Below are 25,320 nucleotides of genomic sequence, written 5' to 3' on the forward strand. Positions count from 1 at the left end.
TATCCTTTCCTACTGCTCAACCACTGCGTCATCACCTACCGTTCGTGCCACATCCGCACCATACTGGGTGATTGCATCCTCTACACTGGTTCCTGAAACCACTGCTTCTACCATACTTTGAATACTGGTAGATACAGAAGAATACTGATCATTCTGTGGTCTGAAATCCGCTGTCTCCAGGAACTGGGTTGCAACATCAAAGAATGGCTGCTTCGCATACTCTTCTGTCTCGGCAGTATCTGTTCTTGTACAGATATTTCCCATGCTTGTGACTGCTTTCAGATATGTGTCCGGCTCCATCATATGCTGTATAAACGCAAAAGTAATGTCCTTCTGGTCGGAATTTTCGGGAATTGATAATGACCAGCCGCCTGCCAGTGTTACTGTTCCGGGATCCTGACCCTTCGATGTAGGCATCGCTGCCAGGCCGAATTTTTCTCCGTAATTTTCCACCGGTGCTGCTCCATCTTCTTTCCAGTTTCCTGTAATCCAGATACCGTCCAGAGACATAGCAAGTTTTCCCTGAGGGAAGTATTCCCTTGCAGAAGTATTGGATGCCTGGCCATTTAATACCAGGTCAAGTGAAGGGCCATACTCGTTCTTTACGTAGATGTCCTGAAGAAATTTTAAGGTATCTTCCATTCCCTGGCTCTTCACAATCCATTTTCCGTCATCGGTAATCAGACGTTCTCCTGTTCCGTAAAGCATCATCTCGTAGGTCTGCATGGAGGTTGCTTCGCCCGTTGCCACACCTGCATTACACCAGAAAGGTACTACATCCGGAAGCTTCTCTTTTACTTTTGCACACGCATCCAGAACATCATCCCAGCTCTTTGGTGCCCAGTCCTCTCCTTCAGCGATTACCCCTGCTTTTGTCATAAGCTCTCTGTTGTAGAAGATTCCACGGGTATCGGTACAGTATGGAATTCCGTATACGGAACCGTCTTCTCCGGTCACAGCCTTTTGCATGGATGCATAGTACTTACCGCTCTGCCAGTCCTCATAGTCTTTTACATAATCGTCCAGATTGGTGAGATAGCCTGCGCTCACGTCATTGGGAAGCTGGAAAGTATCTTCTGCAACCAGATCGGGGCAGGTAGATGGGTCGGATAACTGCAGCGCAACCTTGGTGAAATAATCACCCTCAGAAGCAGTAATCGGAGCGACATCCAGCTCTACCTCGTCCTTTTTGTCCCAGGATGCATAAGCGGCATCAACCCATTTCCATAAAGAATTATCTTTCCCGAGTCCGTCATCCCTGAAGCAAAAGGTAATCTTCTGTTTTCCACCGGAATTCTTATCCTTGCTTTTGGATGCCTCCTGAGATTCTGAAGCTGAACCGCCTGTTGTCCCGCCGCCTCCGCAGGCCAGCAGACCGGTTGCCATAACAACTGTCATCAGTAATCCAAGTACTTTTTTTGCCTTCATACTGCTCTCTCCTTTACAACCATATGATTTGTATTTGATACATCTGAGTATATGTGTAATTCATCTTACTGTAAATTCCACATTTTTAAGAAAGGGGGACATTCTTGACCTCTTAACTTAGAATATCCCGAATTTTTCATTTTACTCATTTTTCCAGGATTGACACCTTTACCTTTTCATGCATCTCTGCGCTGATTGCCTCTTTACTTTCCTCCGTTCCGGGATCCAACACCTTATATACGCCGTCTGATATTGCCGCTGATATCTCAAACCACGCATCGTGAGATTCAATTGTATACCCCTCCTCGAGAAAGATGTCTGCCAGCTTTTCCCCGTCATCGGGCCTGATTTTTTTCATACGGTAATGGTCGTTTTGGAGAACGGGGAGGGTATCCATGGCATACGTAATGCGCTCCATCACCTCTGGTTCGTAAAGGTAGTCCAGAAAATCCATCGCCCCGGAAGCTGCCTGCGCTGTCACTCCGACATTCTCCCCCATAAGGATGCAGGACGTCTTAATTTCACCCGGAAGGCAGGTAATCCCCGGCTGGAAGTTCATATGTGTACTTCTTAGGATACTGATGCTGCTTAAACTATTGGCCATCATCTCCACCTGTCCTTTTGCAAAAGCATAAGCCAGGTCTTCTTTCGACCAGTTAATTATATCTCTGGGAATATTTTTACGGGTTTTCAGGGTAGCAATGACATCCAGAGCCTGAATTCCTCCTTCTCTGTTAATATTCCGATAGTTTCCGCCCATGCTGTATAGCATGCAGGAATAGAATGCGGTGCGTTCATCCTGCGTAAGCGCCGGAAACCCAAACCCCTTGCTTCCATATTCCTGTATGTTACTGCTTAAAGTCACCAGCTCCCCCCAGTCCTGTGGAAGCGAAAGTTCTTTCTTATCCAGTATATCTTTGTTGTAGAACAGCACATACGGATCGCAGGTAAAAGGAATTCCGTAATATTTCCCATTTGACTTCACGCTGTCCCACAGCCCCTGGTATCGGATGCTGTTCTTCTTTTCCACCGTTATATGGCGGGACATATCCTGAAAGACCCCCATATCAATCAGCGCCGGCATAATGGCTCCGTCACAGATAATCAGGTCGACATTTTCTCCACTGTCCATGCGCATGGCAATTTCTTTTTTATACTCTTCCCTGTTCAGAAATTCTATCTCCACCATGACATTTTCTGCCTGGTTCTCATAATCCTTTGCAATTTCCTTTAATATCTGCTGCTGCAGCCTGGATTGATAAGGAGCCAGTACTCGAAGCATTTGATTTTCATTCGACTTAGGCTGGCTGATACTCTTGTTTTCTGAGATAAAGTTAAGGTTTACACCACAGAGAATCAGAAACACAATCACCGCCAGAAGCGTCAGTGCCCGTTTCAGTCTCATCTGATATTCTCCTCGTATAATATATTTTAGATACTTAATAGTACCTTGATAACTAAATAAATTTTGTTCAATCGGCTTAGTTAAGCCCATGATATAATTGTCTTAGTGTCAATCAGGTAATAGTTCTTTTTTCTCCTGTTGAACCAGTAATGGTTGCTTCATAATAAGTCTGTTCCCCTGACATGGAAGTTAGCTTCAAACCGGCTGGCTGTTTGCTTAAGTACATGGACGACCATCTGGCAGTGTGGTTTCGCATCTGTCCATCTTAAGCTGGATTCTTATATGCGAGGGTGTCGATGCTCCATGATCATGGGTTTTACCAAGCCGATTGAACACTGAAATCTTACTACGAAAGAAGGTGATTTTATGAACCCACTTTACGTCGGAATTGATGTAAGCAGCAAATCCAATGTCGTTTATTTTATGCTGCCTGATGGTAACAAACATAGTAACTTCTCAGTTGCTAACTCACAGGATGGTTCTGTTCAGTTGGTAAAAAGAATCTGTTCTGCTTTAAATTCTCAGTCCCTTGACACCGTCCTCATAGGTCTCGAATCAACATCTGTCTATGGTGACAATCTCGTGTATTTCTTAAGGGAAGATGCATCTCTTGCATCCTTTAACAGAAAGATTCATGTCCTCAACCCCAAGCAGGTTAAAAAGTTTAAGGATGCTTATAATGACCTGCCAAAGAATGATTATGTGGACTCTTTTGTCATTGCTGACTGCCTGCGTTTTGGAAGAATCAACAAAGAGGTATACATAGGAGATTATCACTACAAAGCTCTCCAAAACCTCACACGCGCACGATACTTTACCGTCTGCAACCTCATCAAAGAAAAGCAACGGTTTATGAATGTGCTGTTTAAGAAGTATTCAACCATGACACAGGAGAAGGTATTTTCAGATACCTTCAGTACGACCGCCCTTGCTGTCTACGATGAATTTGAATCCGCAGAAGCACTGGCATATATGGACTTACATGAACTGACCGCTTTTATCATGGAAAAAGGAAAGAACCGCTTTCCAGATCCCGATGCGGTAGCCAAAGCCATTCAGAAAGCTGCCCGGAGTTCCTACCGTTTACCCAAGACGGTAAATGACTCTGTAAATCAGGTACTTTCCATATCCATAACCTCCATAAAGGCATTGGAAGCGCAAATCAAAGAGTTCGATAAAGCAATCTCTGCTCAAATGGAACTCCTTCAAAACGTATTGATATCTATACCTGGAATCGGTCCCGTTTATTCTGCCGGTATCATGGCAGAGATTGGAGATATCAACCGTTTTGAAAATCAGGCGCAGCTTGCGAAATATGCAGGTCTTGCCTGGACTCAGCACCAGTCTGGTGATTTTGAAGCACAAAACACAAGGCTCATCAGGTCTGGTAACCGATTTTTAAAGTATTATCTGTGTGAAGCTGCATTCTCTCTTGTAAGATGCGACAAGGAGTACAAAGCTTTTTATCACCAAAAGTACAAAGAGGTGAACAGATATCAACACAAACGTGCACTCGCATTAACTGCCCGTAAATTTGTGCGGTTAGTCTTTACGCTACTGAAAGACAACCGCCTATATCGCCCAGCAGAATAGAGCGATCTATCTGCTGATTAGGGTAGGCCCTGCTCATTTTTTTAACTTGGTCGACAGGGCTTAGGTGGACTTTTTTTGTTTTTTGAGAAATAGGTCAAAAATATATGATTTTATTTCATTTCCCACTTGACATCACACCGCTGGACTTTTTGTATTCTGCCGGCGTTACGCCGCAAAGCTTTTTAAATACCTTGGTAAAATACTTTTGATCGTGAAATCCCACTGCCTCAGCCACCTCATACACTTTATGATTCCCTGTATAGAGCAGCTGTTTCGCCATACTCACCCTGAAATTCTGTAAAAATGCAGTAAAATTCACCCCCATTTCGTGGGAAAATATTCTGGAAAGATATTCAGGCGTCACGCCGCAGCAGGAAGCCGCATCGCTTAACGTAATATCATGTCCGTAATTCTCCCGGATAAAGTTAAGCACATTCAATATCATGCCATTTTCTGTTATAACAAAGTCATTTTCTTCTTTTGCAACCGCATGGATGATTTTCTCAAGCTGATAGCTCATCTCATCCCTGGTTTCACTGGAGGCAATTCCATTCATAATATAAGGGATGCCTGTCTCCTGCCCCAAATCTCCTTTTATTTCCCCGGCCACACGCAGAATTGCAGCTGCAAACCGCAGCGTATACTCATGTATACATTCCGGACATCCTTCACTTTCTATCACCTTCAGCCGGAATTTTTCTCCATCCTCCGCAATCTTTTCCCTGCTGCCATTTCTGATATTCCGGATAATCTGCTGCTCCAGATAATCCGGATACTCTAACTTCTGATATACCACGTTTTCTGCCAGCTCACTGTCAATAACCGTTCCAACAGGCAGAGAAAATGTGTGCTTTAACAGCGTCTGAAGCTTGGCTATTATTCCCCGGAAGCCTTCCAGCCCCATGGCAGCCGCCATGCTGCATCTTGCGGGAGACTCCTTGCAAAGTTCTTTAAATATCCGTTTTTCAAATATTTGTTTCAGATTATGATTTTTTTCAGTGTCCACAATCATGACACAGTATCCGGATTCCTGCGGAATCTGGAAAATATGATAGTTCTCCATACATAAAATATCCATTCTTTCCTGGGTGCTGCGTATCATCTCCTGAAGTGTCTCTGTCGCCATGCTGCAGGGTCTGATCAGAAATAATGTGGTTTGAATCCTTTCATTGATTTTGAGGGTCTCCTTCAAAAGCTCCATCATCTGACCGGATGAATCCTCAGGCTCAGACAGGTAGCTCCAGATCATCTGGTCGGCAGTAATCTTTTCTATTTTTTTCTTCTCAATCCGAATTTCTGTTTCCTGAAGGGTTTTCATGAATTCATCCACATCTAATGGCTTCAATGCGTATTCCACCACCCGGAGCTGAAGAGCTCTCCTTGCATATTCAAAGTCTGAATATCCGGTCAGCAGAATGACCGGAACCTCAATATGATCCTCCCTGAGTTTCTCCAACATCTTAAGCCCGTCCATACGGGGCATCTTAATATCCGTAATCACAAGATCCGGCTCATATTTGCGGATTGTTTCCAGTCCTTCTGCTCCATCCTGGCATACACCTGCAATCTCATAATCCGTGTATTCTTTTATGATATTCAGCAGGCCTTCCCGGGTTTTTGGCTCATCCTCCACTACAACGATACGCATATTTTATCCTCCTCTACATTCTCTTCGTTCACATTTCTTCTCTATTCATATGGAATCCGAAGCTCGGTACAAGTTCCGTGTGCATCCGATGCCACGTGAAAATATCCCTTTTCTCCATAATACAGCTTGATTCTGGTTATCACATTACGAACTCCGATACTCGACTCGATCCGCTCCTTCCGGTAATCCAGCTGATTAAACAGTTCAACCAGAGACGCATCCATCCCGACCCCATTATCTTTAACTGTAATCTGAATATATTCCTCATCCACCTCCCGGATGCAGATGTTGACCTCATCCTCGCCTGTAGGTCCCGGAAATGCATGGATGAGTACATTCTCCAGCAGCGGCTGAATCAAAAGCTTATGGATTTTACAGCTTTGGATGTCCTCTTCTGCCTCGATTGTGCAGATAAAGCTATATTCAAAACGCTGCTGCTGCAGATAGATATAGGTCTTTAAATATTCCAGCTCATCCGAAATCCTGACCACCTCATTACTTTTATGGATGCTGTACCGCAGAATTCCGGCAAGACTGGTGAGCATTTTGCTGATGGTATACTCCTTCTGCCCAATTGCCACCCAATTGATTGTATCCAGTGTGTTATACAGAAAATGAGGATTAATCTGCGCTTCCAGGGATTTTATTTCCGCATGCTTTTCTCTGATCAGAGCCTCCTTTTCCTGTGCCTCGGAAGCTGTAATTTCATCCATCATCAGATTAAAATGATTGGATATCCGCGAAAATTCGTCCTGTCCCTCTGTCTGAATTCTCACCTTGCGGTCACCTTTATTGGCCGCATCCATACCTTTTAAGATACGCTTAACTGACCGGTCTGTATCTTCCGAAAACCGGATAGAAATCAGGATACATATAATCACAGTGAACAATCCTATGAGAATAATGACGGCAGTAATAAAATTGGCGTTTTTCAGTGCATATTTCATATTCTGGACATTCACAACATAGAATTCCCGATCTACGATGCCTTCCATATTTATGACCATATTTCCGGGATTCAATGTCTCTATATTCCCTATATATGAAACAGCTGCTTCCTTAAGGGATGCTTCATCTGCCGGCTGTGTCCTATTTCCGCCAAAGATATTATCTCCGATACTGGTACGCTCCGGAAATGAAATAATGTCCCCGTATTTGTTTACAATAAAGGTAGTACTATATGCAGTATCCTCCGCATGATAAATCTGCTTCAGCGCATCCTCGTCAACACATAGAATCAGAACTCCCACCGGTCCCTTCCGGTAATTGTTAAAATCTGTAAGCTGATGAGCAATGTAGAAATAATCCTTATCTCCATACTCTGAACGCATCTTGTGATATGTCCTGGAGTAAATTGTCCCCTTCTTCTCCCATGCCTCCAAAACCAGATCGCTGTTGGCTATATCAGGGTCATCAAAGCAAAAACTTCTGGAACTCGAATTTGATATGTTGTCATAAAATAAAAGGTCACCATTCTTGCCTGCAATTGCTATCCCTAAAATCTCCTCGTTGATATACATGATTTCCCGAAGCTTTTCATTAATCGTATACTTAGCTGCATCATACCTGCTGTCATCCCAGAGATTCACAGGCTCCAGATTCTCAATGTAAGAGGTATCCGTATAGATTCTCTGTATCAGGCTGTCACAGGATACAAAAAAATTCTCCACGTTGCTGGTCGTAAGTTCCAGATTTGCCCGTATCAGGTCCCCGGTCTGGTTCCGGATGGTGGCCACATTCAGCTGATAGGCAACTATCTCAATGAGGAGATTGGGCAAAATAATCAGAAGCAGCAGCCATACCAGGATTTTCTTTGCAATCGGCAGATTCCGGAATCTCTTCCAAAACCTGTCCGTAAACACTTTTCGTTTCATAGCTTTCCCCTTCGCCCGGCATTTTGCAGAAAAAGCCGTTACACAGGATATGTATAACAGCTTCTTCTTTTTTATAGCAAAGTATGCAAGAAAAGCTGCCAGTGGCAGGTTTTCTGTATTGCTACTATAACACTGTGTATAATCATAGTCAATTAAAACCAGGAGCTCTGCATTTCAACCACAGGCGCAGTTTCGTCTGACTGCAGCAAAAAAGCCGTATATTCCTTAGCTTTTAAGGACTACGGCTTTCATTGCATTTTTAATTTCCAGCGGCTCCGGCCAGCTGGGACAGTGTCACCTCATTCAGCGTACTGGCCAGTTTCTTCTGTGTGGATTCCAATACAGCATGAACAGAACATTTCTTTTTTGTCTCCTGGCTGCAGTAATTTTCATCATTCAGACAGGTGTTTAGCTTAATCTTGCCTTCCATCACCTGGATAATATCATAGAGGGTAGCATTCCGCATGTTCTCAGCAATCCGGTAGCCTCCCAGACGCCCATGTACGGCTTCAATCATACCTCCCTCTTTTAAGCATCCCAGCACCTTGAGCAGATATCCGTATGAAATACAGAGCTCGTCCGCAATTTCAGCAGCTATTGTCAATGAATTTTTGTTATAAAGGATACACATGACACGAATGCCATAATCTGTTGTGTTTTGCAATTTCATATGTTTAACCTCTCACTACGAATATATATTCGTTTTTCGTTTGTCTTATGTAACAAAGATGGTACGTTTTCCCTTTTCCCTGGCCAAATTGATAATCTGTGCCGATCCTCCTCCTGGCTTGATATGCCGCCCCGATACAGAAATGATCGTATCCGCATGTTCAATAAGAAATTCCTTTTGTTCCTTATAGCAGGAAACATAGTGCTTATCAACGCCAAGTTGGTACATACCGGTCGCATTCTGTAAAATATATGCATACCGCTCTTTTCTCGGGATGCTCCAGTTCTCTGTATGACCTGCATATGGCTCAATACAGTGGAGTTCCATCTCAAGGTATTCTTCCTTAAGACCCACCAGAATTTCTGCGGCCCAAATTTCAAAGCCAAAGCTGGTACCACAAAGAAACTGATAGGTACCCGTATTTTGATAGAGTGAGATTACCGTTTCCTGTAAGTCTTTTTTTATCTGGATACAATCCGGATGCTTCTCATCACTTCCAAACTGAAACTTCTGAACCCTTGGACCGATAAATGCTGCTGTCTTTTCCACATTGATTCTGTCTATCAGACTATTTAATTTATCCAGTATTTTTAAACCCCCTCTCCCGCTGTAAGTATAAATCTTCTTCCAGGTATTACACTTTTTAAGTTTCTAATGATTAGTATAAAAGAAACTTAAAATAATCTGCTCAACTATCTGCTCAATAGGTCAATTTATTCGCCCAATTGTACAAAACCCCGCCCAACTGTTCTCCTTATATCTGGCGCTGCAGAATAAATCCTGGTAATTACGGAAAAGATAGATCATTATATTTGTACTATTAAGCTGATTTTCTTTATCATTGAGCAGATTCCTTTCAAATTTCGACGATTTCAATTTATACTGTTTTTTCAAGAGATAGAATATTCATAAAGGGGGCCTTCGATTGATAACAGTATTCCTGTGTGACGATGATAGTGAAACTGTAGAAAAATATAGCAAGCTGATTAAGCAAATTGCCGATAAGTATCAGATTGAGATTTCTCTTTCCGCCTTCTACAGTGGCGAATCCCTGGTTTTTCATTTATCGGATAACTCATGTTTACCTGATATTATTTATCTTGATATATTGATGGAAAATCTGGATGGCATGGAAGTTGCCAGAAAACTGAGAGATCTCGGATGCAAAGCTGAAATTATCTTCTTAAGCACCAGTGAGGAGTATGTGTTTGATGCATTCGATGTGCATCCTCTGCATTATCTTCGAAAATACGAGACAAGCAACGAGAAATTTGAAGAGATTTTTTTGCGTGCTGTAAAGTTGTCTTCCGTAACAACATCGGATAAATTCATATACACAACAATTTCAGGACGTAAGGTCATACCGCTTAAGGATATTTCTCATTTTGTAATCTGGAAGGGGGTCATAACCGTACACTATGGCAAAGGAGAAAAATTTGAATACTGGAGCACATTGAAAGAGCTGAGCAAACAGCTGCAGGGAAAAGGGTTTGTTCGCATGCACCGTTCTTATATCGTTAACCTCCAGTATATTTCAGAATTCAGACGCCGTGAAGTGATACTTAAGACAGGAAAAATAATTCCCATAGGGGTCACCTATGAGGAAAATGCCAAAAAAGCTTTTCGAAACTACGTTGAACTCAACAGTACATTCTTTTAGACGGGAAAAACAGTTCATAAATATAGCTCTCTTCTGCCGGACATGCTGAACCGTGCGGCAGAAGAGAGCCTTTTGTATTAATCCGCAATAATCTTTTCTTTTCTGGTTAAAATATCATCAGAAAAGATTTGTGTCTCTACATTCTCAAATCCCAGCCGGCTGATTGTCTGTGCGAAGCGCTCACCTTCTATTCCCTGCTCACAGTAGAAAAGTATCACCTTCTCAATCGCGCTGAGTGCCTCTTCCTTATCAAAAAATACTCTGGATAATTCACGTCCTTTGGAAACCTGTTTACCCCAGCGGCCGCCAATATAGATTTTATATCCTTGCTTCCCTGTTTTGATGGAATCAAAACGGCAGCTGCCTACACAGCGGCCACAGTGAATACATCTCTCTTCATTGATTTCCAGAACCCCATCCACAACACTGGCAGCATTCACAGGACAGACTTCCTCAACAAGACACTTTTTACAGCCTTTACATAAATCTTTTTCAAAATCCGGGATTCGTTGTCCGATGATTCCCACATCGTTCAAATCCGGTTTTACACAATTATTGGGACACCCTCCCACCGCAATCTTAAACTTATGGGGAAGCTTTACATCATGGTAGCCTTCATAGAACCGATGATGGATTTCTTCAGAAAGTGCAAACGTATCAATCAGTCCAAAACGGCAGGTGGTTCCCTTACAGCTTACCACCGGACGTACCTTAGAGCCGGTACCGCCCGTGACCATGCCTGCTTTTCCGATATATGCCTGGAAGTCTTCAATCTTCTCATAAGGGATTCCTTGCACCTCCACCGTCAGACGGGTGGTAAATGTGACAACACCATTGCCAAATTTCTCGGCGGCCTCACTGATAACCTGTAATTGTTTTGCCGTAATTTTCCCATTAACCGTAATTACACGTCCGGAGAAATTGTCGGTTCCTTTGTTGTTTAAAAATCCCATTCCCTTCACGCGCTTTTCGTCCCGGGCGCTTACTGTTCGTGCAGCCATATCTATCCTCCATATTCGTTATTGAATTCCCATATTTTATTTATCTGTTCCCTGATTTTTCAAATAGTTTTCGAATATATTCAGCGTTTCATCTATGATTTCATCTGTGTGCATACAGGACAGGAACATGGCCTCGAATTGTGAAGAGGCCAGATGTACACCATGATTCAGCATATAAGCGAAATACCTTGAAAATGCCTCTGTATCTGCGGTTTTTGCGGTCATATAATCCGTTACTGTCTCCGGAGTAAAGAACAGGCTGCCCAGAGAACCAATATAGTTCATATGCCAGGGTTTATCATACTGATACAAAAGTTCTTCCATCGTTCCATAAAGCTTAACACCAAGGCGATCCAGCTCCTTATATTTATCCTTATTGGCATGTAAAAGTGTAAGCTGTGTCATACCGGCTGCCATCGCAACCGGATTTCCGCTCAAGGTTCCCGCCTGATAGACTTTTCCTGCAGGTGCAACCATACACATCACATCTTTTCTGCCGCCATAGGCGCCTACCGGCATACCTCCTCCGATAATTTTTCCATAGGTCACAAGATCCGGTTTGACCTGGTAGTATTCTGCGGCTCCGCCGAACGCCAGGCGAAATCCTGTGATTACCTCGTCAAAAATCAGAAGGGCACCGGATTCATCACATAACTTTCTAAGTCCTTCTAAAAATTCCGGCTTCGGGAGTACCACACCCATATTGGCTGCGACGGGTTCTACGATAATAGCGGCCACCTGGCCTTTATTGGCTTCCAAAAGTTCCTCCACGCTTTTCAGGTCATTATACGCTGCAGTAAGTGTATCCGCCGTTGCACCACGGGTCACGCCCAGACTGTCCGGAACTCCTGCTGTCATAACCCCCGATCCCGCACTCACCAGCATGGCATCGCTGTGCCCATGGTAACAGCCGGCAAATTTTATAATCTTATCCCTTCCGGTAAATCCTCTGGCAACCCGTACCGCACTCATCACAGCTTCCGTACCGGAATTTACCATTCGGATCATCTCCACATGGGGAATATTGGTGCAGATAAACTTTGCAATCTTTACCTCAATCTCAGTGGCTGTGCCGAGGCTTAGTCCATATTCACATGCCTCTATTACACGTTTCAGCACTTCCTGATTATTATGCCCCAAAATCATAGGACCCCAGGAGCATATATAATCGATATATTTGCTGCCATCCACATCAAAGATATAGGGTCCCGTAGCACCCTGCATAAATCTTGGGGTCATCCCCACAGCCCGGTAGGCCCGGACCGGTGAGTTCACTCCTCCGGGAATATAGTTCACTGCTTCCTGAAACAGACGTTCCGATCGTGTTTTCATCTGAGTCTCCTTCCTTTATATACCGGTAATTCACCCGATTTTTCCTTCATCCATACATTTTGCCAGCTCTTTTGCATAATAGGTCAGATAAATCCCGGCACCGGCACGGTATGTGGAAACCGCCATCTCACACATGATTCGTTCTTCTTCTATCCAGCCTTTTGCGGCAGCTGCTTTTACCATGGCATACTCTCCGCTGACGCTGTACGCAGCAACCGGTACCTGTACATGATCCCGTACTTTTGTAACCATATCCAGATAAGATAGTGCCGGCTTTACCATAATGATATCGGCACCTTCCTTCACATCCAGAAGAGCTTCCCTGATGCCCTCTCTACTGTTGTGGAAGTCCATCTGATAGCTTTTACGATCCCCGAAGGCGGGGGCGGAACCTGCAGCATCCCGAAAGGGGCCGTAAAATGCAGATGCATATTTGACCGCATATGACATGATTGGAATCTCTTTGAATCCGCTGCCATCCAATTCCCGGCGGATTGCCTGTACCCGCCCATCCATCATATCGGAAGGTGCCACCATATCTGCCCCTGCTTCCACATGGGACAGGGCAATCCTGCTTAAATACGCAAGCGTCTGATCATTTTCCACATCATGCCCCTTCAATATTCCACAATGTCCGTGGGAGGTATATTCACACATACAGACATCTGTAATATAATATAGTTCGGGAAATCTGGCTTTCGCCTCACGAAGTGCTCTCTGTACGATACCGTCTTTTGCATATGCCTGACTACCCGTCTCATCCTTTTCAGCCGGAATACCGAACAGCATAACACTGCCCACCCCTGCTTCCACCAGCCGTTCCAGTTCGCAGCACATCCGGTCAACGCTGTAGCGGTACTGACCTTCCATAGAAGGAATCTCTTCTTCAATATTAACTCCATCTATTACAAACATAGGATAAATCAGTGAAGACTTGTCCATTCTTGTCTCTCTTACCATCTTCCGGATGGTTTCTCCACCACGCAGGCGGCGTGGTCTCACGATTTGATCCATAACTCTCGTTACTTCCTTTCCTGCTCCTGCACCTTTTTTTCTTTCATCTCAATCACCAGGTCCACCAGGCTGTCCATCGTGGCCTCTTTTGCCATATAGGTTTTCATGCCACAGATATCTGCTGCTGCTTTTGTCTGCTTTCCGATACAGGCAGCCGTCACCAGGCTGTAGTCCAATCCTTTGGTGGCTTCTGCAAACCCTTTTACCGCCCCTGCGCTGGTGAATACTGCACAGTCAATCTTACCCTTCTCAAACAGCTTCTGCTCATCGAGATATTCTGCCCGTTCGTAAATCGTGGTATAGGTCGGCACATCGTCTACCACAAGATCCGGCCCTTTTCTGATTTCCTCAAGTATCTGCATGTTTCCGCCACAGGCCCTCGGAAGTAAAATTCTGTCTTTCGGGGAACAGTTCTCTGCGAGTGCCATGCCAAGGGAGGCCCCATCATAAATCTCCGGAACCAAGTCGGCATAAATCCCATGTTGCTGCAGAACATTACAAGTACCTTTCCCCACCGCTGCAAACTTACATCCCATCAAATTCCTGATATCGCAGTGAAATATCTGCATCTGTTCAAAGAAGATGCGAACACCTGTCGGACTTGTGAATGCAATCCACTGATAATCATCCAGATTTTTCAGGCAATTTTCCAGCTTTTTATTCTCTTCAATAACTTTTGTCTCTATGGCCGGAAGTTCCAATACCTCTGCACCCTTCCGGCGTAATTTTTCGGCAGATTGGGAATTCAGATCTTTGGGACGGGTAATCACTACTTTAAATCCGGACAATGGAAGTTTTTCATACCATTCAAACTCTTTGGCAAGGGTACAGACCTTTCCCACCACAATGATTGCAGGAGTCTCAATCCCCTGGCGCTCCACCTCATCGGGCAGGGTAGAAACTGTAGCAACAATCCGCTTTTGCCCGGCAGTGGTTCCCTGCTGCAAGACAGCCGCCGGCATTCCAGGCTCCATCCCTGCTTCAGTCAGACTTTGGCAGATATCCGCAAGTGCCGAAACTCCCATCAGAAATACCAGTGTTCCCTTTGTCCTCACGAGTGCTTCAAAATCAATATCGTAGTCATCTCCGGCTTTTTTATGTCCGGTGATAATGTGCAGAGAGGAACAAAAATCCCTGTGGGTCACCGGTATTCCATTGTATGCAGGCACAGCAATCGGAGAGGTTACCCCCGGAACGACCTCAAAGGGAATCCCCTGCTGCACAAGAAGCTCCAGCTCCTCTCCTCCTCTTCCGAAAAGAAAGGGATCTCCACCCTTCAGCCGGACGACCCGGTATCCTTTTCCGGCTTCTTCCAGAAGAATCTGATTAATTTCCTCCTGCTTTTTCGTATGATTTCCTGCATTTTTACCAACATCTATGGTTCTGGCAGTCTTTGGGATCATAGCAAGCACCCCGTCACCAACCAGCCTGTCATATACCACCACTTCTGCCTGTTTCAGTACTTTTTCTGCTTTTCTGGTCAGGAGACCCGCATCCCCGGGACCTGCACCAACCAGCCAGACCTTACCTGTGTTCATAGCCCACTACCTCTCTTCAACTCTTGTGCCAAGGCAACCCCCAGGCTTTTTGCTTCTCCCACCGGACCACGCTTCTCACCCTTACGGAAGATATCTGAATCCTCTTCACAGTATAATCCCGTCAGACTGATCTGCCCATCCTGTATTCTGGCAAATGCAGCAATCGGTGAGGAACATCCTCCGTCTAATTCCCGTACAAAAGCCCGCTCGCAAATTGCCGCATAAGTGCTCCCCTCATCAGAATAGCCATTCAGATACTCATAATCCTCTCCTGCCCGTCCCTGAACGGCCAGAATCCCCTGTCCTGCGGAAGGGATAACCTCTTCCGGTTCAAAATACCGGCTGATCCGGCTTTCCAATCCCAACCGCTTTAATCCTGCTGCGGCCAGAATCAGGCCACTGTATTCACCTGAATCCAGCTTTTTAAGTCTGGTCTGGATATTTCCGCGTACGCTGGCAAATTCAGCTTCCGGATACAGTTTCTTCAACTGTAATACACGTCTCTTGCTGGAAGAACCTATTGCCTTCGAAAAGTCCAATTCTGAAGCTCCTTTGGGAAGCACCAGTACATCTCTTGGATCTTCTCTTTTCGAATAAGCCAGAACCGGAAGTTCTTCGCTTACCTCCATTGGCAGATCCTTTAAACTATGTACAGACAAATCACTTCTTTTTTCCAGAAGTGCCCTGTCCAGCTCTTTCACAAACAGCCCCTTGCCTCCCACTTTATCCAGTGTACGATCCAGAATCTTATCTCCTGTTGTCTTCATCTTCAAAAGTGTAACTTCGGCATCCTGCCGCTGCGTTTCGATATATTCCTTTATAATCTCACTTTGTATCAGTGCCAGAAGGCTCTCCCTGGTTCCGATTATAATCCGCATCATTGCCTCCCATAATCTGCTCAATTTTTTTTCTTGTCTCTTTTACTTTTTTATGATCATTTCCGCCGGCATTGATGCCGATTACCAGTTCTTCCTGCCTGATCACCGAGGGGAAGAAGAAATCACACGCTTCCCTGCTGCTGCAATTATTAGCCAGAATCCCCTGTTCATGTGCCCTGGAACAGATGCGGCTGTTCAGTTCCCTGTCATCTGTACAGGCCAGAACCATAAAGACCCCCTCCAGCATTCCATCTTCATATCTGTTTCCCACAAATTGAAGCCTATGTGCTTCTGACAGCATTGTAATTTCAGGGTGAATTGCCTTGGCCGCCACTTCTATTTTATCTGTGAAAAGAAGCAATGTTTTAATTCTTCTAAGAGCGATGGCTCCTGCTCCCACCACCAGGATTCTCTTATCACTGATGTCCAGGAACAACGGAAAGTATCCATGTTTATTCATCATACAGTTTCTCCAGTCCATCCAGACACTCTCTGAATTTGGAGCCATCCAGATAGTCCCTGAGTCCATACATCATCTTTCCCACCACCTTGCCGGCTGCAGCATCGATGTTCTCAATCAAAAGCCTCTGTTCCTCTTCCGCCAGCGGCAGTTTCCGGATAATACGCTGAAGTCTCAAATTCAAATCCGTAACGGTTTCTGTCTGAACCTCCTGGATTCTGGGGATCAAATCCCGGCAGTCATACCAGCTGTAGAAATCCTCAATTTCGGAATCTAATATTTTCTCCGCCTGTATGAGCGCTCCTGCATTTGCTTCCTGTGCGTTCATTTTAAATGTATCTATATCATAGAGAGTGATATGCTCTAATCCGCCCACCCAAGGGTCAATATCCCTGGGCACAGCCAGGTCTATCAGATAAACAGGATGGTCTATCACCACGTCTTTTGTAAATAATTCACGACGAATGGTATAGTTGGGGCTGGAGGTAGCACTGATGACTAAATCACAGCTGGGAAGAAGTTTCATCCGTTCACCATAATTAATTCTTTTGCATCCCACCGGGATATTCACCACTCCGCTTCGGTATTGACGAACGGTAACTGTTACATCTGCTCCGCATCCGGCCAGGGCCAATGCGGCCAGCTTACCCATCTCTCCATTTCCTATCACCATACAGACTTTTCCCATCAGGTCAAACCTTTCAGCACGCAGCATCTCTATGGCACGGTCTACGGCTGTGGCACTGGCATGCGTGAACACAACCTCTGTTTTTACCTTTTTAGCTGCTGTTACCGCTTTACGAAAAAGAACTTCAAGTACATTATCCGTACTGTAGTTCTCTCTTGCAAGGGATAAGGCATCCTTCACCTGCGTGATGATCTGATCTTCCGCCAGAATCATGGATTCCAGACCACAGGTCAGACGAAACAGATGCATCACGGCATCTCTTCCACTTCGTTCCACAAAATAAGGCGAATATTCCGACCGGGATACCCCCTTTAACTCACATAATTCATCCGGCAGAGAGCCTTCATATGCATCATCCACACTTACCCACAATTCCATGCGGTTACAGGTGGATAAGATAACGCTTCCCCGGATGCCTGGCTTTTTACGCAGCAGTTCCATGGCCTCACCGGCATTTTTTTTTGTAAATGAAAAAACTGCACGTATATCCACATCCGCCAGATGATAGTCAATTCCGACCATATGCACACTCATCTTAAGTACCTCCAAAACTTACTTCCCTATCATAGCACAATTAAATCTATTTTTAAACATTTTTAAGCCGTCATAATAAAAGCTGTCCAAAACGTTGACTTTTTAATGGCAAAGCCTTATAATTTTTATACAATTGAATGCGATGAGGTGCCTGTGATTCATTCCACAGGAGAATAGGGAAGTGGGGTTATATTCCCCCGCGGTCACGCCGCTGTGATAGCTCAATGTTACTGTATCAGAGCTTAAGCCAGAAGACCTGCCCATCGTACGAGATTTACGTGAACACTGCGAGTGATGGTGACACGTAGGACGGCTAATCTTCCACCCTGCCGTCAGCGCCCTGCATAAATACTGTAATGACAATGTTGAGGCGTTTTTTTCGTGCATATCTGCACGCTGTGAGATGGGTGCGCACAAGAATGAAAGGAGAAATTATGAGTAAGAAACAAAGAAAAGTAGTAGCACTGTCTGCTGCACTGGCAATCAGCTTCGGTATCATACCTGCCGCCAATGCCATGCACATCATGGAGGGGTATCTTCCTCCGGTTTATTGTATTATATGGGGTATCATCTGCCTTCCTTTTCTGGCAGCTGGATTTTTCTCCATCAAAAATACATTAAACGCCAATCGAAAATCACTGACGATCCTGGCCATGGCCGGAGCATTCATCTTCGTGATTTCTTCCCTTAAGATACCTTCCGTTACCGGCAGCTGTTCCCACATGACAGGTACGGGCCTTGGCGCATTATTGTTCGGTCCGGCTTCCGTCAGCATTTTAGGAATCATTGTACTGTTATTTCAGGCAATTCTTCTGGCACACGGCGGCCTTACCACACTGGGCGCTAACTGCTTCTCGATGGCAATTGCCGGACCCTTTATATCCTTTGGGATTTATAAATTATGTCAGAAACTAAAGGTGAACAAACTGGTAGCTGTCTTTCTGGCTGCCGCCATCGGAGATCTTTTTACATATTGCGTAACCGCTCTTCAGCTTGCACTGGCTCATCCCTCTGAGTCCGGCGGTGTCGGTGCTTCTTTGGTAAAATTCCTGGCTGTCTTTGCTCCTACACAGGTGCCGCTGGCTATTCTGGAAGGAATCATTACTGTACTGATTATCATCGGTCTGGAGACCTATGCAAAAAAAGAATTAAAAGCAATCGGCTTTATGAAGGAGGCTTAAGTCATGAAAGAAAAAAAACGTACAGGTCTTGTGGTTTTTCTGTTAATTGCCGCGATATGTATCGCGCTGATTCCTTTCTTTGCTCTTCGAGGTGCTGCGTTTGGCGGATCTGATGATGCCGGAAGTGAGGTGGTCGCCGAGGTCAATAAGGGATATGAACCCTGGTTCACGCCAATACTGGAAACTGCCATAGGCGGTGAACTTCCCGGAGAAGTAGAAAGTTTGTTTTTCTGCGTTCAGACAGGAATTGGCGTAGGAATTATGGCTTACTGTATGGGGCGCCTGGTTGAGCGCAAAAAACTGGGTAAAGAGGATCAGGATCTGTAACAGGCTGATATTTAAAAAATTTACGATTCTTATCAGAGGTGTGATGATGATTTTAATTGACAAGCTTTGTTATCAATCAAAACTAAGATATATCAATACAGGTGTGAAGCTGGCATACGCACTAATCACCCTGCTCCTATGCATCATCAGCCACTCTATTCTGGTGGCCTGTGTTGTGCTCTTGGCCAATGCCTGGCTCACTGTCCGCGGCGGCGGAATCCCCGGATTCCGCTATCTGCGGCTGATGGGAATCCCGCTGACATTTCTTCTGCTCTCCACGCTTGCAATTCTGATTAATATCAGCAAGACACCGCTTGATGCCTTTGCCATATCATTAGGAACGTATTATATCACCGGGAGCCGGGAGGGACTTTATCACGGTGTACAACTGATACTGACAGCACTCGCCAGTGTATCCTGTCTGTATTTTTTATCCTTAAACACGCCTATGACTGATATTCTGACGGAATTGCGAAGACTAAAATGCCCCCCTCTTCTGATTGAACTCATGCTTTTAATCTATCGGTTCATCTTCGTTCTGACGGATGTGGCCTCGGCAATCACCACCTCTCAGAACTCCCGGCTGGGCAATAAAGACTTCCGGACCTCCTGTAAATCTTTCGGCTCCCTTGGTTCCTCTCTCTTTATACGGGCGATGAAAAAATCGGGTGCCCTTTATGATTCCATGGAAGCCAGATGTTACGACGGAACGATCCGTGTACTTACCGAAACTTATCCGGCAAAGCAATCCCATATCCTTCTGCTGGTACTATTTGAAATACTACTGACTTCCTTAACGGTTTGGAGATTATTATGACTGACAATACTGTAATATTAAAAGCCGATAACCTGTATTTTTCCTATGATGATGAGAAGACCCATTCTCTGAATGGCCTTTCTTTAGAAATATGCCGTGGAAAAAAAATAGCCCTCATGGGTGCCAATGGTTCCGGTAAATCCACCTTTTTTCTCTGCTGTAATGGTATCCATAAGCCTTCCTCGGGAACCTTATATTTTGATGGTAAACCGGTTGACTATTCCAGAGAGGGGCTTTTAAATCTACGTCAGAAGGTGGGGATCGTCTTTCAGGACCCGGATAATCAATTGTTTTCTGCCAGTGTCTATCAGGAGATTTCCTTCGGGATTCTGAATCTGGGTGTTTCAGAGGACGAAGCAAAGAAAGAAGTTGAAAACATCATCCGGGAGATGGAGATTACTCCTTATCGGGACAAGCCTACGCATGCTCTTTCCGGCGGTCAAAAAAAGCAGGTGTCCATCGCCGATATTCTTGTGATGCACCCCGAGGTGATTATCCTCGATGAGCCATCGGCTGCACTGGACCCAAAACATACTGCACTGGTCAACAGCGCCGTGGACCGGATGACCGGGAATGGCATTACGGTCATGATGGCTACTCACGATGTAAACTATGCCTTTGCATGGGCTGACGAGATTGTACTGTTCAAAGACGGAAAGGTTTTGATGCACGGAACGCCCACGGAGGTTTTCTCCAACCGGACAGCTCTGGCACAGACAAATCTTGAGCCTCCGGCTGCACTTCAGCTTTTTGACAGCCTTTGTCAAAAGGGCATACTGAAAACGAATCTGCCTGTTCCCCATAATCTGGCCTGTCTGGAGCAATATATTGCAGATCTTCCGTTCTTCAATGTTGGGACTCCTAAACCTGTCTCCGATAATATAGATGCAAAAAAAGCGATTCTTGTCGTCAGCTTTGGTACCAGCTATGATGAAACCCGTAAGGTTACGATTGATGCAATTGAACAGGACATCGCCAATTCCTATGCCGATTACCGTGTTTACCGGGCCTGGACCAGTAAGATGATCCTGGCGAAAGTCAAAAAGCGGGACGGTATCCATTATGATAATGTAAAGGAGGCTTTCGAACGGATGGCTGCTGATGGCATCACGGATGTAATTGTTCAGCCTACACATGTCATCAATGGAATTGAGAACGATATTATGACCGAGGAAGCGCTCTCCTTTGCACCCAGGTTTTCCACGATTCACTTCGGAACACCATTGCTCACCAGTCCCGAAGATAATAACCTCCTGATTGAAGCGATTGCACATGAATTTCCGGATTTGAAAGAAGATGAGGCTCTTGTCATGATGGGACATGGAACGACTCACTATGCAAATGCAATCTATGCAGCCCTGGATTATACCTTAAAGGACAAAGGATATTCGAATATTTTTCTTGGAACCGTGGAAGCATACCCCAGCATGGACAGCCTGCTGCATATGGTAAAGGAATATAATCCCAGTCGGGTAATTCTGGCTCCATTTATGATTGTTGCCGGAGATCATGCCACAAATGATATGGCCAGCGATGATCCGGACTCCTGGCGCAGCCAGTTTGAAGCCGCAGGATTTCCTGTCACATGTATCCTCAAGGGGCTGGGTGAGTACAAAGATGTCCGCAATCTTTTCCTTTCCCATGTGAAAGAGGCGATACATTCGGACAATATAAAAAAGTCTTCGCATTCGCATTAAACGAATTTCGAACAGAGTTCAGCCTGTGCAGGCAAACTTGCACAGGCTGAACTTTGTTCTTTATATACGCCACACCTTCCAAAAGGTGTTGCTATTCATGGTTCTTCATCTGATATGCCACAAGCGCGACATTCCAGTACCCTTGCTTGTTTAGTTCTCGTTCAAACTCATGGATTTTTCTTTCACATGACTCAGGCAGATCTGCTACCTGAAACTCACAGCTAGTCTCCATATTCCTGTTTTCTTCCTCGTCTTCCCTTTTCAATTCATCCTCCATGTGCTCCATGACAGATTTGCAGGAAGAGGGAAGCTTAGTTACTTTAGATGTAATATTTGGTGCTTTACCTGATTTCTCCATAAATTCGGCCTCCATGCTTTTTCCTTTTAGTATGCACCAGTTTACATTCAATATACTCTATACATCCTGCAGCATGAATTCAGCCAATGCCGGCCATAAATTATCATTAGCTTTCCAAATCGGCCCAAACTCCTCCATGGGCAGCGGACAATCTGCCTTTCCATTTTCGATGGTTACCGAAGGAATATTTTTTTCTAGCACAAAATAATCGCTGCATCCTGCGGCATCCTGCGCGCTTTGCACCGAAGATTCCATGTTGTAACCGGTTATATGGGAAACAAGTTTGGCCAGCTGCCTGTCGGCTTCCAGTGTCTCTTCTGTGCTTCCGTAGTCCCAGTAAATCACTTCTCCTGAAGAATGGTAGGAAATTGTGCAGACGGTACGGTTGTTTTCCGCCACTTTTAAGATTGTCTGTACCTCCGGTTCTGATTCCGGCCATTCTCCCTTATAACGTTCAAAAGAGGGTAGTACGGATCCCTGATATGCCTTCCATCCGCTGTTAAAATTACGATTCAGGTCTACACCTCTGGCATTTGCTTTCCATCTTTTCCAATACATGTCAGCACTTATTTCATCATCCACCCTTCCGAGATCATTCTGCCTGCAAGTCTCCAGAATAGATCTTAAAGAAGCGTTTCTGATGCCTTTAAGTCCGCGCTGGCTGATTGTCACTCCATCCGGATTTGTCATGGGCAGGATATGAAAACAGACCTGCTCAAATAAACTTTCATAAGAGTTTTCATGATAGGTACCATATGTATACTTTTTCAATGTTTCTCCCAGCTGTTTCATAGCTAAGCGTGTATTCATATATTCTCGCCCATGAATCGTTGACTGAATCAGAATATGACGGGAGGTGTCCGGATTTCCAATAACCACCTCCATAATCTTTCTTCCGTCAAGTGATCTGCCCGCCTCCTGCAAAATCATTAAATTCGGATACGTATTTTTAAGTAATTCCAGCTCTGTTAACATCTGCTCATAACTATACATTATTTTCCATCCACACTTTCTTATTTGAAAATGTATGCAGTTTAAAACAGCGATATGTTACCCTCTGTCATTATTCAACATGTATAAAAGAGCGTTTACGATACATGCGGCGATATTGCTGCCGCCTTTTCTGCCCCTGGCCACAATATAAGGAATATCTGTTTCCATAATCAATTCCTTTGATTGAACAACATTGACAAAGCCAACCGGAACACCGATGACAAGCTCAGGTTTCAGTCTGCCTTCCTCAATCAGTTCATACAGGCGTACAAGAGCTGTCGGAGCATTTCCTATGGCAAAGATTACGGGACGATTTAATTCCATTGCCTTATCCATACAGATATGTGCCCTGGTGGTCCCCAGTTCTTTTGCCTTTGCGGCCACATCCTCATCGGACATAAAGCAGAAGACCTCTCCGCCCAAACGAGCCAGTGCTTTTTTATTAATTCCGGATTTGGCCATCTGTGTATCCGTCACGATACAGGCGCCATGTTCCAGTGCGCGCAAAGCTTCAGGCACTACGCCGTCTGAAAAGCAAAGGCTGTCTGCATAGTCAAAGTCGGCACTTGTATGGATACAGCGCTTGATAATCAGCTCCGTATCCTTATCCAGCTTTCTTGTCCCCAACTCTTCTGTAATAATCTCAAAGCTGCGTTTTTCAATGTCCATGGGCCGGACATTCTCCAATTCTATCTTCATCTTCAGACTCCCTCCTCAAGTATCTCATAGATACGTTTCATATCCAGATGTTCCCGCAGACCGGCAGCCAGCAGGTCATACTGCGTCTCCTTAAAAGTCTGATAATCCACACCTGTCATTTGGGTCGTGTCAATTCCCTTTCTCTTGCCGATTGCCTGTACAATCCGTTCGGCAACCTCTTCCTTATCAAAAATACTGTGAACATAAGAACCGTAGACGTTCCCCATCCAGGCCCCATCTTCTTTTTCCTCATAGTCACCGGCAGACATGTCTGTAATTCGGGTCAAAGGCTTCGCCCCATCTTTCAAGGTGGAAATCCCCATGTGAATCTCGTACCCTTCCAGTTTTATCCCATTTAATTCGCAGAGGGTCCCCTGAATGCCTTCAAATGTCCCGTATACCCGTGTCCTTGTCTTATCATCCGCAAATACTGTATCCACCGGAAGCAGTCCCATGCCTTGTATCGTTCCTCCGGCCTCCACACCCATCGGATCCGACAGGGTCTCTCCCAGCATCTGATATCCGCCGCATACACCGAAAATCAGCGTGCCTGATGCGGCTTTTTTCAAAACTGCAGCTTCAAGTCCATTTTGGCGCATCCAGAGTAAATCCTCCATAGTATTTTTTGTGCCGGGCAAAATGATCATATCCGGGGTCTTCAGTTCGTTCACTCTGGTTACATAGCGAAGCGAGACCCCCGGCATACGTTCGAACGGATTAAAGTCGGTAAAATTAGAAATCCTGGGAACCCGGATTACTGCGATGTCAATGAATCCAACTTCCTGGTTTCCGTCAAACCGTTCAGTCAGGCTGTCCTCATCCTCAACTTCAATATCCAGATAAGGAGCCACACCCACTACCGGCTTGCCGGAGCGTTCCTCAAGCATGACAACACCGGGATCCAATATGCTCTTATCTCCACGGAATTTGTTGATAATCAGTCCTTTCACCAGGTTTTTCTCATCCTCTTCCAGGAGCATGACCGTGCCGATCAGCTGGGCAAATACTCCCCCCCTGTCTATATCTCCCACTAAAAGTACAGGCGCCTTGGCACGTTTTGCCATACCCATATTTACAATATCGTCCGCCTTAAGATTGATCTCTGCCGGGCTTCCGGCTCCTTCTATGACAATGATATCGTATGCATCCGAAAGCTCCTGATAGGCTTTCATAACCTTGGGAAAGAGCTGCGGCTTATACTTGAAGTAATCCCGTGCGCTCATGTTTCCAATCACTTCCCCGCCTACAATAACCTGGGAACCTGTATCGTTGGTAGGTTTTAAGAGGATGGGGTTCATATTCACTGCCGGCTCTATTCCTGCTGCTTCTGCCTGCATCACCTGTGCGCGCCCCATCTCCAGACCTTCTTTGGTAATATAGGAATTTAAGGCCATATTCTGGGACTTAAATGGCGCCACCCGATATCCGTCCTGTTTAAAAATCCTGCACAATCCTGCCGCTATCAGACTTTTCCCTGCATTCGACATGGTACCCTGAATCATAATCGCCTTTGCCATATTCTGCC

General features: G+C 45.0%; 23 protein-coding genes and 1 riboswitch. Of the genes, 6 read left to right on the forward strand and 17 right to left on the reverse strand.

Annotated features, from left to right (window positions below; genetic code table 11):
- Positions 1 to 9: 9 nt before the first annotated feature.
- Both KNL20_RS12270 and KNL20_RS12275 read right to left on the reverse strand, forming a co-directional pair.
- The gene (locus KNL20_RS12270; RefSeq protein ID WP_230398024.1) at positions 10 to 1,428 is read right to left on the reverse strand and encodes an extracellular solute-binding protein; all 1,419 of its coding nucleotides are present in this window, start codon (positions 1,426 to 1,428) and stop codon (positions 10 to 12) included.
- A 145-nt stretch (positions 1,429 to 1,573) separates the two neighbouring features.
- The gene (locus tag KNL20_RS12275) at positions 1,574 to 2,833 is read right to left on the reverse strand and encodes an ABC transporter substrate-binding protein (protein WP_230398025.1); all 1,260 of its coding nucleotides are present in this window, start codon (positions 2,831 to 2,833) and stop codon (positions 1,574 to 1,576) included.
- Between the two features lie 366 nt (positions 2,834 to 3,199).
- On the opposite strand from KNL20_RS12275, the gene KNL20_RS12280 reads away from it, so the two are divergent.
- Positions 3,200 to 4,426 carry an IS110 family RNA-guided transposase gene (locus KNL20_RS12280; RefSeq protein WP_230398026.1) on the forward strand — a complete coding sequence of 409 codons (1,227 nt, stop codon included), beginning with the start codon at positions 3,200 to 3,202 and terminating at the stop codon, positions 4,424 to 4,426.
- Between the two features lie 115 nt (positions 4,427 to 4,541).
- On the opposite strand, the gene KNL20_RS12285 is transcribed toward KNL20_RS12280, so the two are convergent.
- From KNL20_RS12285 to KNL20_RS12300, 4 genes are all read right to left on the reverse strand, one after another.
- Positions 4,542 to 6,074, reverse strand: a complete 1,533-nt coding sequence (locus KNL20_RS12285; RefSeq protein ID WP_230398027.1) for a response regulator — start codon at positions 6,072 to 6,074, stop codon at positions 4,542 to 4,544.
- Positions 6,075 to 6,115: 41 nt separating this feature from the next.
- Complete coding sequence (locus tag KNL20_RS12290) at positions 6,116 to 7,948, reverse strand: cache domain-containing sensor histidine kinase (RefSeq protein WP_230398028.1); 1,833 nt, start codon at positions 7,946 to 7,948, stop codon at positions 6,116 to 6,118.
- A 259-nt stretch (positions 7,949 to 8,207) separates the two neighbouring features.
- Positions 8,208 to 8,618, reverse strand: a complete 411-nt coding sequence (locus tag KNL20_RS12295; RefSeq protein WP_230398029.1) for an RrF2 family transcriptional regulator — start codon at positions 8,616 to 8,618, stop codon at positions 8,208 to 8,210.
- 45 nt (positions 8,619 to 8,663) lie between these two features.
- Positions 8,664 to 9,167: an SLOG family protein gene (locus KNL20_RS12300; RefSeq protein WP_230398030.1), complete on the reverse strand. Its 504-nt coding sequence runs from the start codon at positions 9,165 to 9,167 to the stop codon at positions 8,664 to 8,666.
- 376 nt (positions 9,168 to 9,543) lie between these two features.
- Here KNL20_RS12300 and KNL20_RS12305 point away from each other — a divergent pair, with 376 nt between their 5' ends.
- Positions 9,544 to 10,278: a LytR/AlgR family response regulator transcription factor gene (locus KNL20_RS12305; protein WP_230398031.1), complete on the forward strand. Its 735-nt coding sequence runs from the start codon at positions 9,544 to 9,546 to the stop codon at positions 10,276 to 10,278.
- Between the two features lie 77 nt (positions 10,279 to 10,355).
- Here the strand turns inward: KNL20_RS12305 and KNL20_RS12310 are convergent, their stop codons facing one another.
- The 7 genes from KNL20_RS12310 to hemA are packed head-to-tail and all read right to left on the reverse strand — an operon-like array spanning position 10,356 to position 17,723.
- On the reverse strand, positions 10,356 to 11,279 hold the full coding sequence (locus KNL20_RS12310) for a 4Fe-4S dicluster domain-containing protein (RefSeq protein ID WP_230398032.1): 924 nt from the start codon (positions 11,277 to 11,279) through the stop codon (positions 10,356 to 10,358).
- A gap of 36 nt (positions 11,280 to 11,315) precedes the next feature.
- Positions 11,316 to 12,611, reverse strand: a complete 1,296-nt coding sequence (gene hemL / locus KNL20_RS12315; protein WP_230398033.1) for a glutamate-1-semialdehyde 2,1-aminomutase — start codon at positions 12,609 to 12,611, stop codon at positions 11,316 to 11,318.
- A 30-nt stretch (positions 12,612 to 12,641) separates the two neighbouring features.
- A complete protein-coding gene (hemB, locus tag KNL20_RS12320; RefSeq protein ID WP_230398034.1) occupies positions 12,642 to 13,625 on the reverse strand; it encodes a porphobilinogen synthase in 984 nt (327 codons plus the stop codon).
- Between the two features lie 8 nt (positions 13,626 to 13,633).
- Positions 13,634 to 15,163 (reverse strand): uroporphyrinogen-III C-methyltransferase, encoded by a 1,530-nt coding sequence (gene cobA, locus KNL20_RS12325; protein WP_230398035.1) that lies wholly within the window; start codon positions 15,161 to 15,163, stop codon positions 13,634 to 13,636.
- On the reverse strand, positions 15,160 to 16,044 hold the full coding sequence (gene hemC / locus KNL20_RS12330) for a hydroxymethylbilane synthase (protein ID WP_230398036.1): 885 nt from the start codon (positions 16,042 to 16,044) through the stop codon (positions 15,160 to 15,162). Before hemC ends, cobA begins: the two co-directional genes overlap by 4 nt.
- On the reverse strand, positions 15,989 to 16,504 hold the full coding sequence (locus KNL20_RS12335) for a precorrin-2 dehydrogenase/sirohydrochlorin ferrochelatase family protein (RefSeq protein ID WP_230398037.1): 516 nt from the start codon (positions 16,502 to 16,504) through the stop codon (positions 15,989 to 15,991). Before KNL20_RS12335 ends, hemC begins: the two co-directional genes overlap by 56 nt.
- Complete coding sequence (gene hemA, locus KNL20_RS12340; RefSeq protein ID WP_230398038.1) at positions 16,494 to 17,723, reverse strand: glutamyl-tRNA reductase; 1,230 nt, start codon at positions 17,721 to 17,723, stop codon at positions 16,494 to 16,496. Before hemA ends, KNL20_RS12335 begins: the two co-directional genes overlap by 11 nt.
- 127 nt (positions 17,724 to 17,850) lie before the next feature.
- Positions 17,851 to 18,001: riboswitch (cobalamin riboswitch) on the forward strand.
- 156 nt (positions 18,002 to 18,157) lie between these two features.
- Between hemA and KNL20_RS12345 the strand changes: the two genes are divergently transcribed.
- The 4 genes from KNL20_RS12345 to KNL20_RS16450 are packed head-to-tail and all read left to right on the forward strand — an operon-like array spanning position 18,158 to position 21,745.
- Positions 18,158 to 18,904: an energy-coupling factor ABC transporter permease gene (locus KNL20_RS12345; RefSeq protein ID WP_230398039.1), complete on the forward strand. Its 747-nt coding sequence runs from the start codon at positions 18,158 to 18,160 to the stop codon at positions 18,902 to 18,904.
- 3 nt (positions 18,905 to 18,907) lie between these two features.
- Positions 18,908 to 19,231 (forward strand): energy-coupling factor ABC transporter substrate-binding protein, encoded by a 324-nt coding sequence (locus tag KNL20_RS12350; RefSeq protein ID WP_230398040.1) that lies wholly within the window; start codon positions 18,908 to 18,910, stop codon positions 19,229 to 19,231.
- A gap of 46 nt (positions 19,232 to 19,277) precedes the next feature.
- Positions 19,278 to 20,048 (forward strand): cobalt ECF transporter T component CbiQ, encoded by a 771-nt coding sequence (cbiQ, locus tag KNL20_RS12355; protein WP_230400109.1) that lies wholly within the window; start codon positions 19,278 to 19,280, stop codon positions 20,046 to 20,048.
- Positions 20,045 to 21,745: a sirohydrochlorin cobaltochelatase gene (locus KNL20_RS16450; protein WP_331468186.1), complete on the forward strand. Its 1,701-nt coding sequence runs from the start codon at positions 20,045 to 20,047 to the stop codon at positions 21,743 to 21,745. The genes cbiQ and KNL20_RS16450 overlap by 4 nt, the downstream gene beginning before the upstream one ends.
- Before the next feature lie 91 nt (positions 21,746 to 21,836).
- Here the strand turns inward: KNL20_RS16450 and KNL20_RS12370 are convergent, their stop codons facing one another.
- Genes KNL20_RS12370 through KNL20_RS12385 form a run of 4 tightly spaced genes read right to left on the reverse strand, consistent with a single transcriptional unit; the run spans position 21,837 to position 25,312 of the window.
- Entirely contained in the window at positions 21,837 to 22,103 is a 267-nt protein-coding gene (locus tag KNL20_RS12370) for a hypothetical protein (protein ID WP_230398041.1), read from the reverse strand.
- Between the two features lie 57 nt (positions 22,104 to 22,160).
- Positions 22,161 to 23,096, reverse strand: a complete 936-nt coding sequence (locus tag KNL20_RS12375) for a M14 family zinc carboxypeptidase (protein WP_230398042.1) — start codon at positions 23,094 to 23,096, stop codon at positions 22,161 to 22,163.
- A 57-nt stretch (positions 23,097 to 23,153) separates the two neighbouring features.
- On the reverse strand, positions 23,154 to 23,795 hold the full coding sequence (locus KNL20_RS12380) for a precorrin-8X methylmutase (RefSeq protein ID WP_230398043.1): 642 nt from the start codon (positions 23,793 to 23,795) through the stop codon (positions 23,154 to 23,156).
- A 2-nt stretch (positions 23,796 to 23,797) separates the two neighbouring features.
- Positions 23,798 to 25,312: a cobyric acid synthase gene (locus tag KNL20_RS12385; protein WP_230398044.1), complete on the reverse strand. Its 1,515-nt coding sequence runs from the start codon at positions 25,310 to 25,312 to the stop codon at positions 23,798 to 23,800.
- Positions 25,313 to 25,320 lie beyond the last annotated feature (8 nt).

Origin of the sequence: Novisyntrophococcus fermenticellae (genome assembly GCF_018866245.1) — a bacterium.
Lineage (GTDB): Bacteria > Bacillota > Clostridia > Lachnospirales > Lachnospiraceae > Novisyntrophococcus > Novisyntrophococcus fermenticellae.

Bases quoted from the DNA above. Each gene is read 5' to 3' on its own strand.
- KNL20_RS12270 (WP_230398024.1), bottom strand. From the start codon at position 1,428: ATGAAGGCAAAAAAAGTACTTGGATTACTGATGACAGTTGTTATGGCA.
- KNL20_RS12275 (WP_230398025.1), bottom strand. From the start codon at position 2,833: ATGAGACTGAAACGGGCACTGACGCTTCTGGCGGTGATTGTGTTTCTG.
- KNL20_RS12280 (WP_230398026.1), top strand. From the start codon at position 3,200: ATGAACCCACTTTACGTCGGAATTGATGTAAGCAGCAAATCCAATGTC.
- KNL20_RS12285 (WP_230398027.1), bottom strand. From the start codon at position 6,074: ATGCGTATCGTTGTAGTGGAGGATGAGCCAAAAACCCGGGAAGGCCTG.
- KNL20_RS12290 (WP_230398028.1), bottom strand. From the start codon at position 7,948: ATGAAACGAAAAGTGTTTACGGACAGGTTTTGGAAGAGATTCCGGAAT.
- KNL20_RS12295 (WP_230398029.1), bottom strand. From the start codon at position 8,618: ATGAAATTGCAAAACACAACAGATTATGGCATTCGTGTCATGTGTATC.
- KNL20_RS12310 (WP_230398032.1), bottom strand. From the start codon at position 11,279: ATGGCTGCACGAACAGTAAGCGCCCGGGACGAAAAGCGCGTGAAGGGA.
- hemL (WP_230398033.1), bottom strand. From the start codon at position 12,611: ATGAAAACACGATCGGAACGTCTGTTTCAGGAAGCAGTGAACTATATT.
- hemB (WP_230398034.1), bottom strand. From the start codon at position 13,625: ATGGATCAAATCGTGAGACCACGCCGCCTGCGTGGTGGAGAAACCATC.
- cobA (WP_230398035.1), bottom strand. From the start codon at position 15,163: ATGAACACAGGTAAGGTCTGGCTGGTTGGTGCAGGTCCCGGGGATGCG.
- hemC (WP_230398036.1), bottom strand. From the start codon at position 16,044: ATGATGCGGATTATAATCGGAACCAGGGAGAGCCTTCTGGCACTGATA.
- KNL20_RS12335 (WP_230398037.1), bottom strand. From the start codon at position 16,504: ATGATGAATAAACATGGATACTTTCCGTTGTTCCTGGACATCAGTGAT.
- hemA (WP_230398038.1), bottom strand. From the start codon at position 17,723: ATGAGTGTGCATATGGTCGGAATTGACTATCATCTGGCGGATGTGGAT.
- KNL20_RS12345 (WP_230398039.1), top strand. From the start codon at position 18,158: ATGAGTAAGAAACAAAGAAAAGTAGTAGCACTGTCTGCTGCACTGGCA.
- KNL20_RS12350 (WP_230398040.1), top strand. From the start codon at position 18,908: ATGAAAGAAAAAAAACGTACAGGTCTTGTGGTTTTTCTGTTAATTGCC.
- cbiQ (WP_230400109.1), top strand. From the start codon at position 19,278: ATGATTTTAATTGACAAGCTTTGTTATCAATCAAAACTAAGATATATC.
- KNL20_RS16450 (WP_331468186.1), top strand. From the start codon at position 20,045: ATGACTGACAATACTGTAATATTAAAAGCCGATAACCTGTATTTTTCC.
- KNL20_RS12370 (WP_230398041.1), bottom strand. From the start codon at position 22,103: ATGGAGAAATCAGGTAAAGCACCAAATATTACATCTAAAGTAACTAAG.
- KNL20_RS12375 (WP_230398042.1), bottom strand. From the start codon at position 23,096: ATGTATAGTTATGAGCAGATGTTAACAGAGCTGGAATTACTTAAAAAT.
- KNL20_RS12380 (WP_230398043.1), bottom strand. From the start codon at position 23,795: ATGAAGATAGAATTGGAGAATGTCCGGCCCATGGACATTGAAAAACGC.
- KNL20_RS12385 (WP_230398044.1), bottom strand. From the start codon at position 25,312: ATGGCAAAGGCGATTATGATTCAGGGTACCATGTCGAATGCAGGGAAA.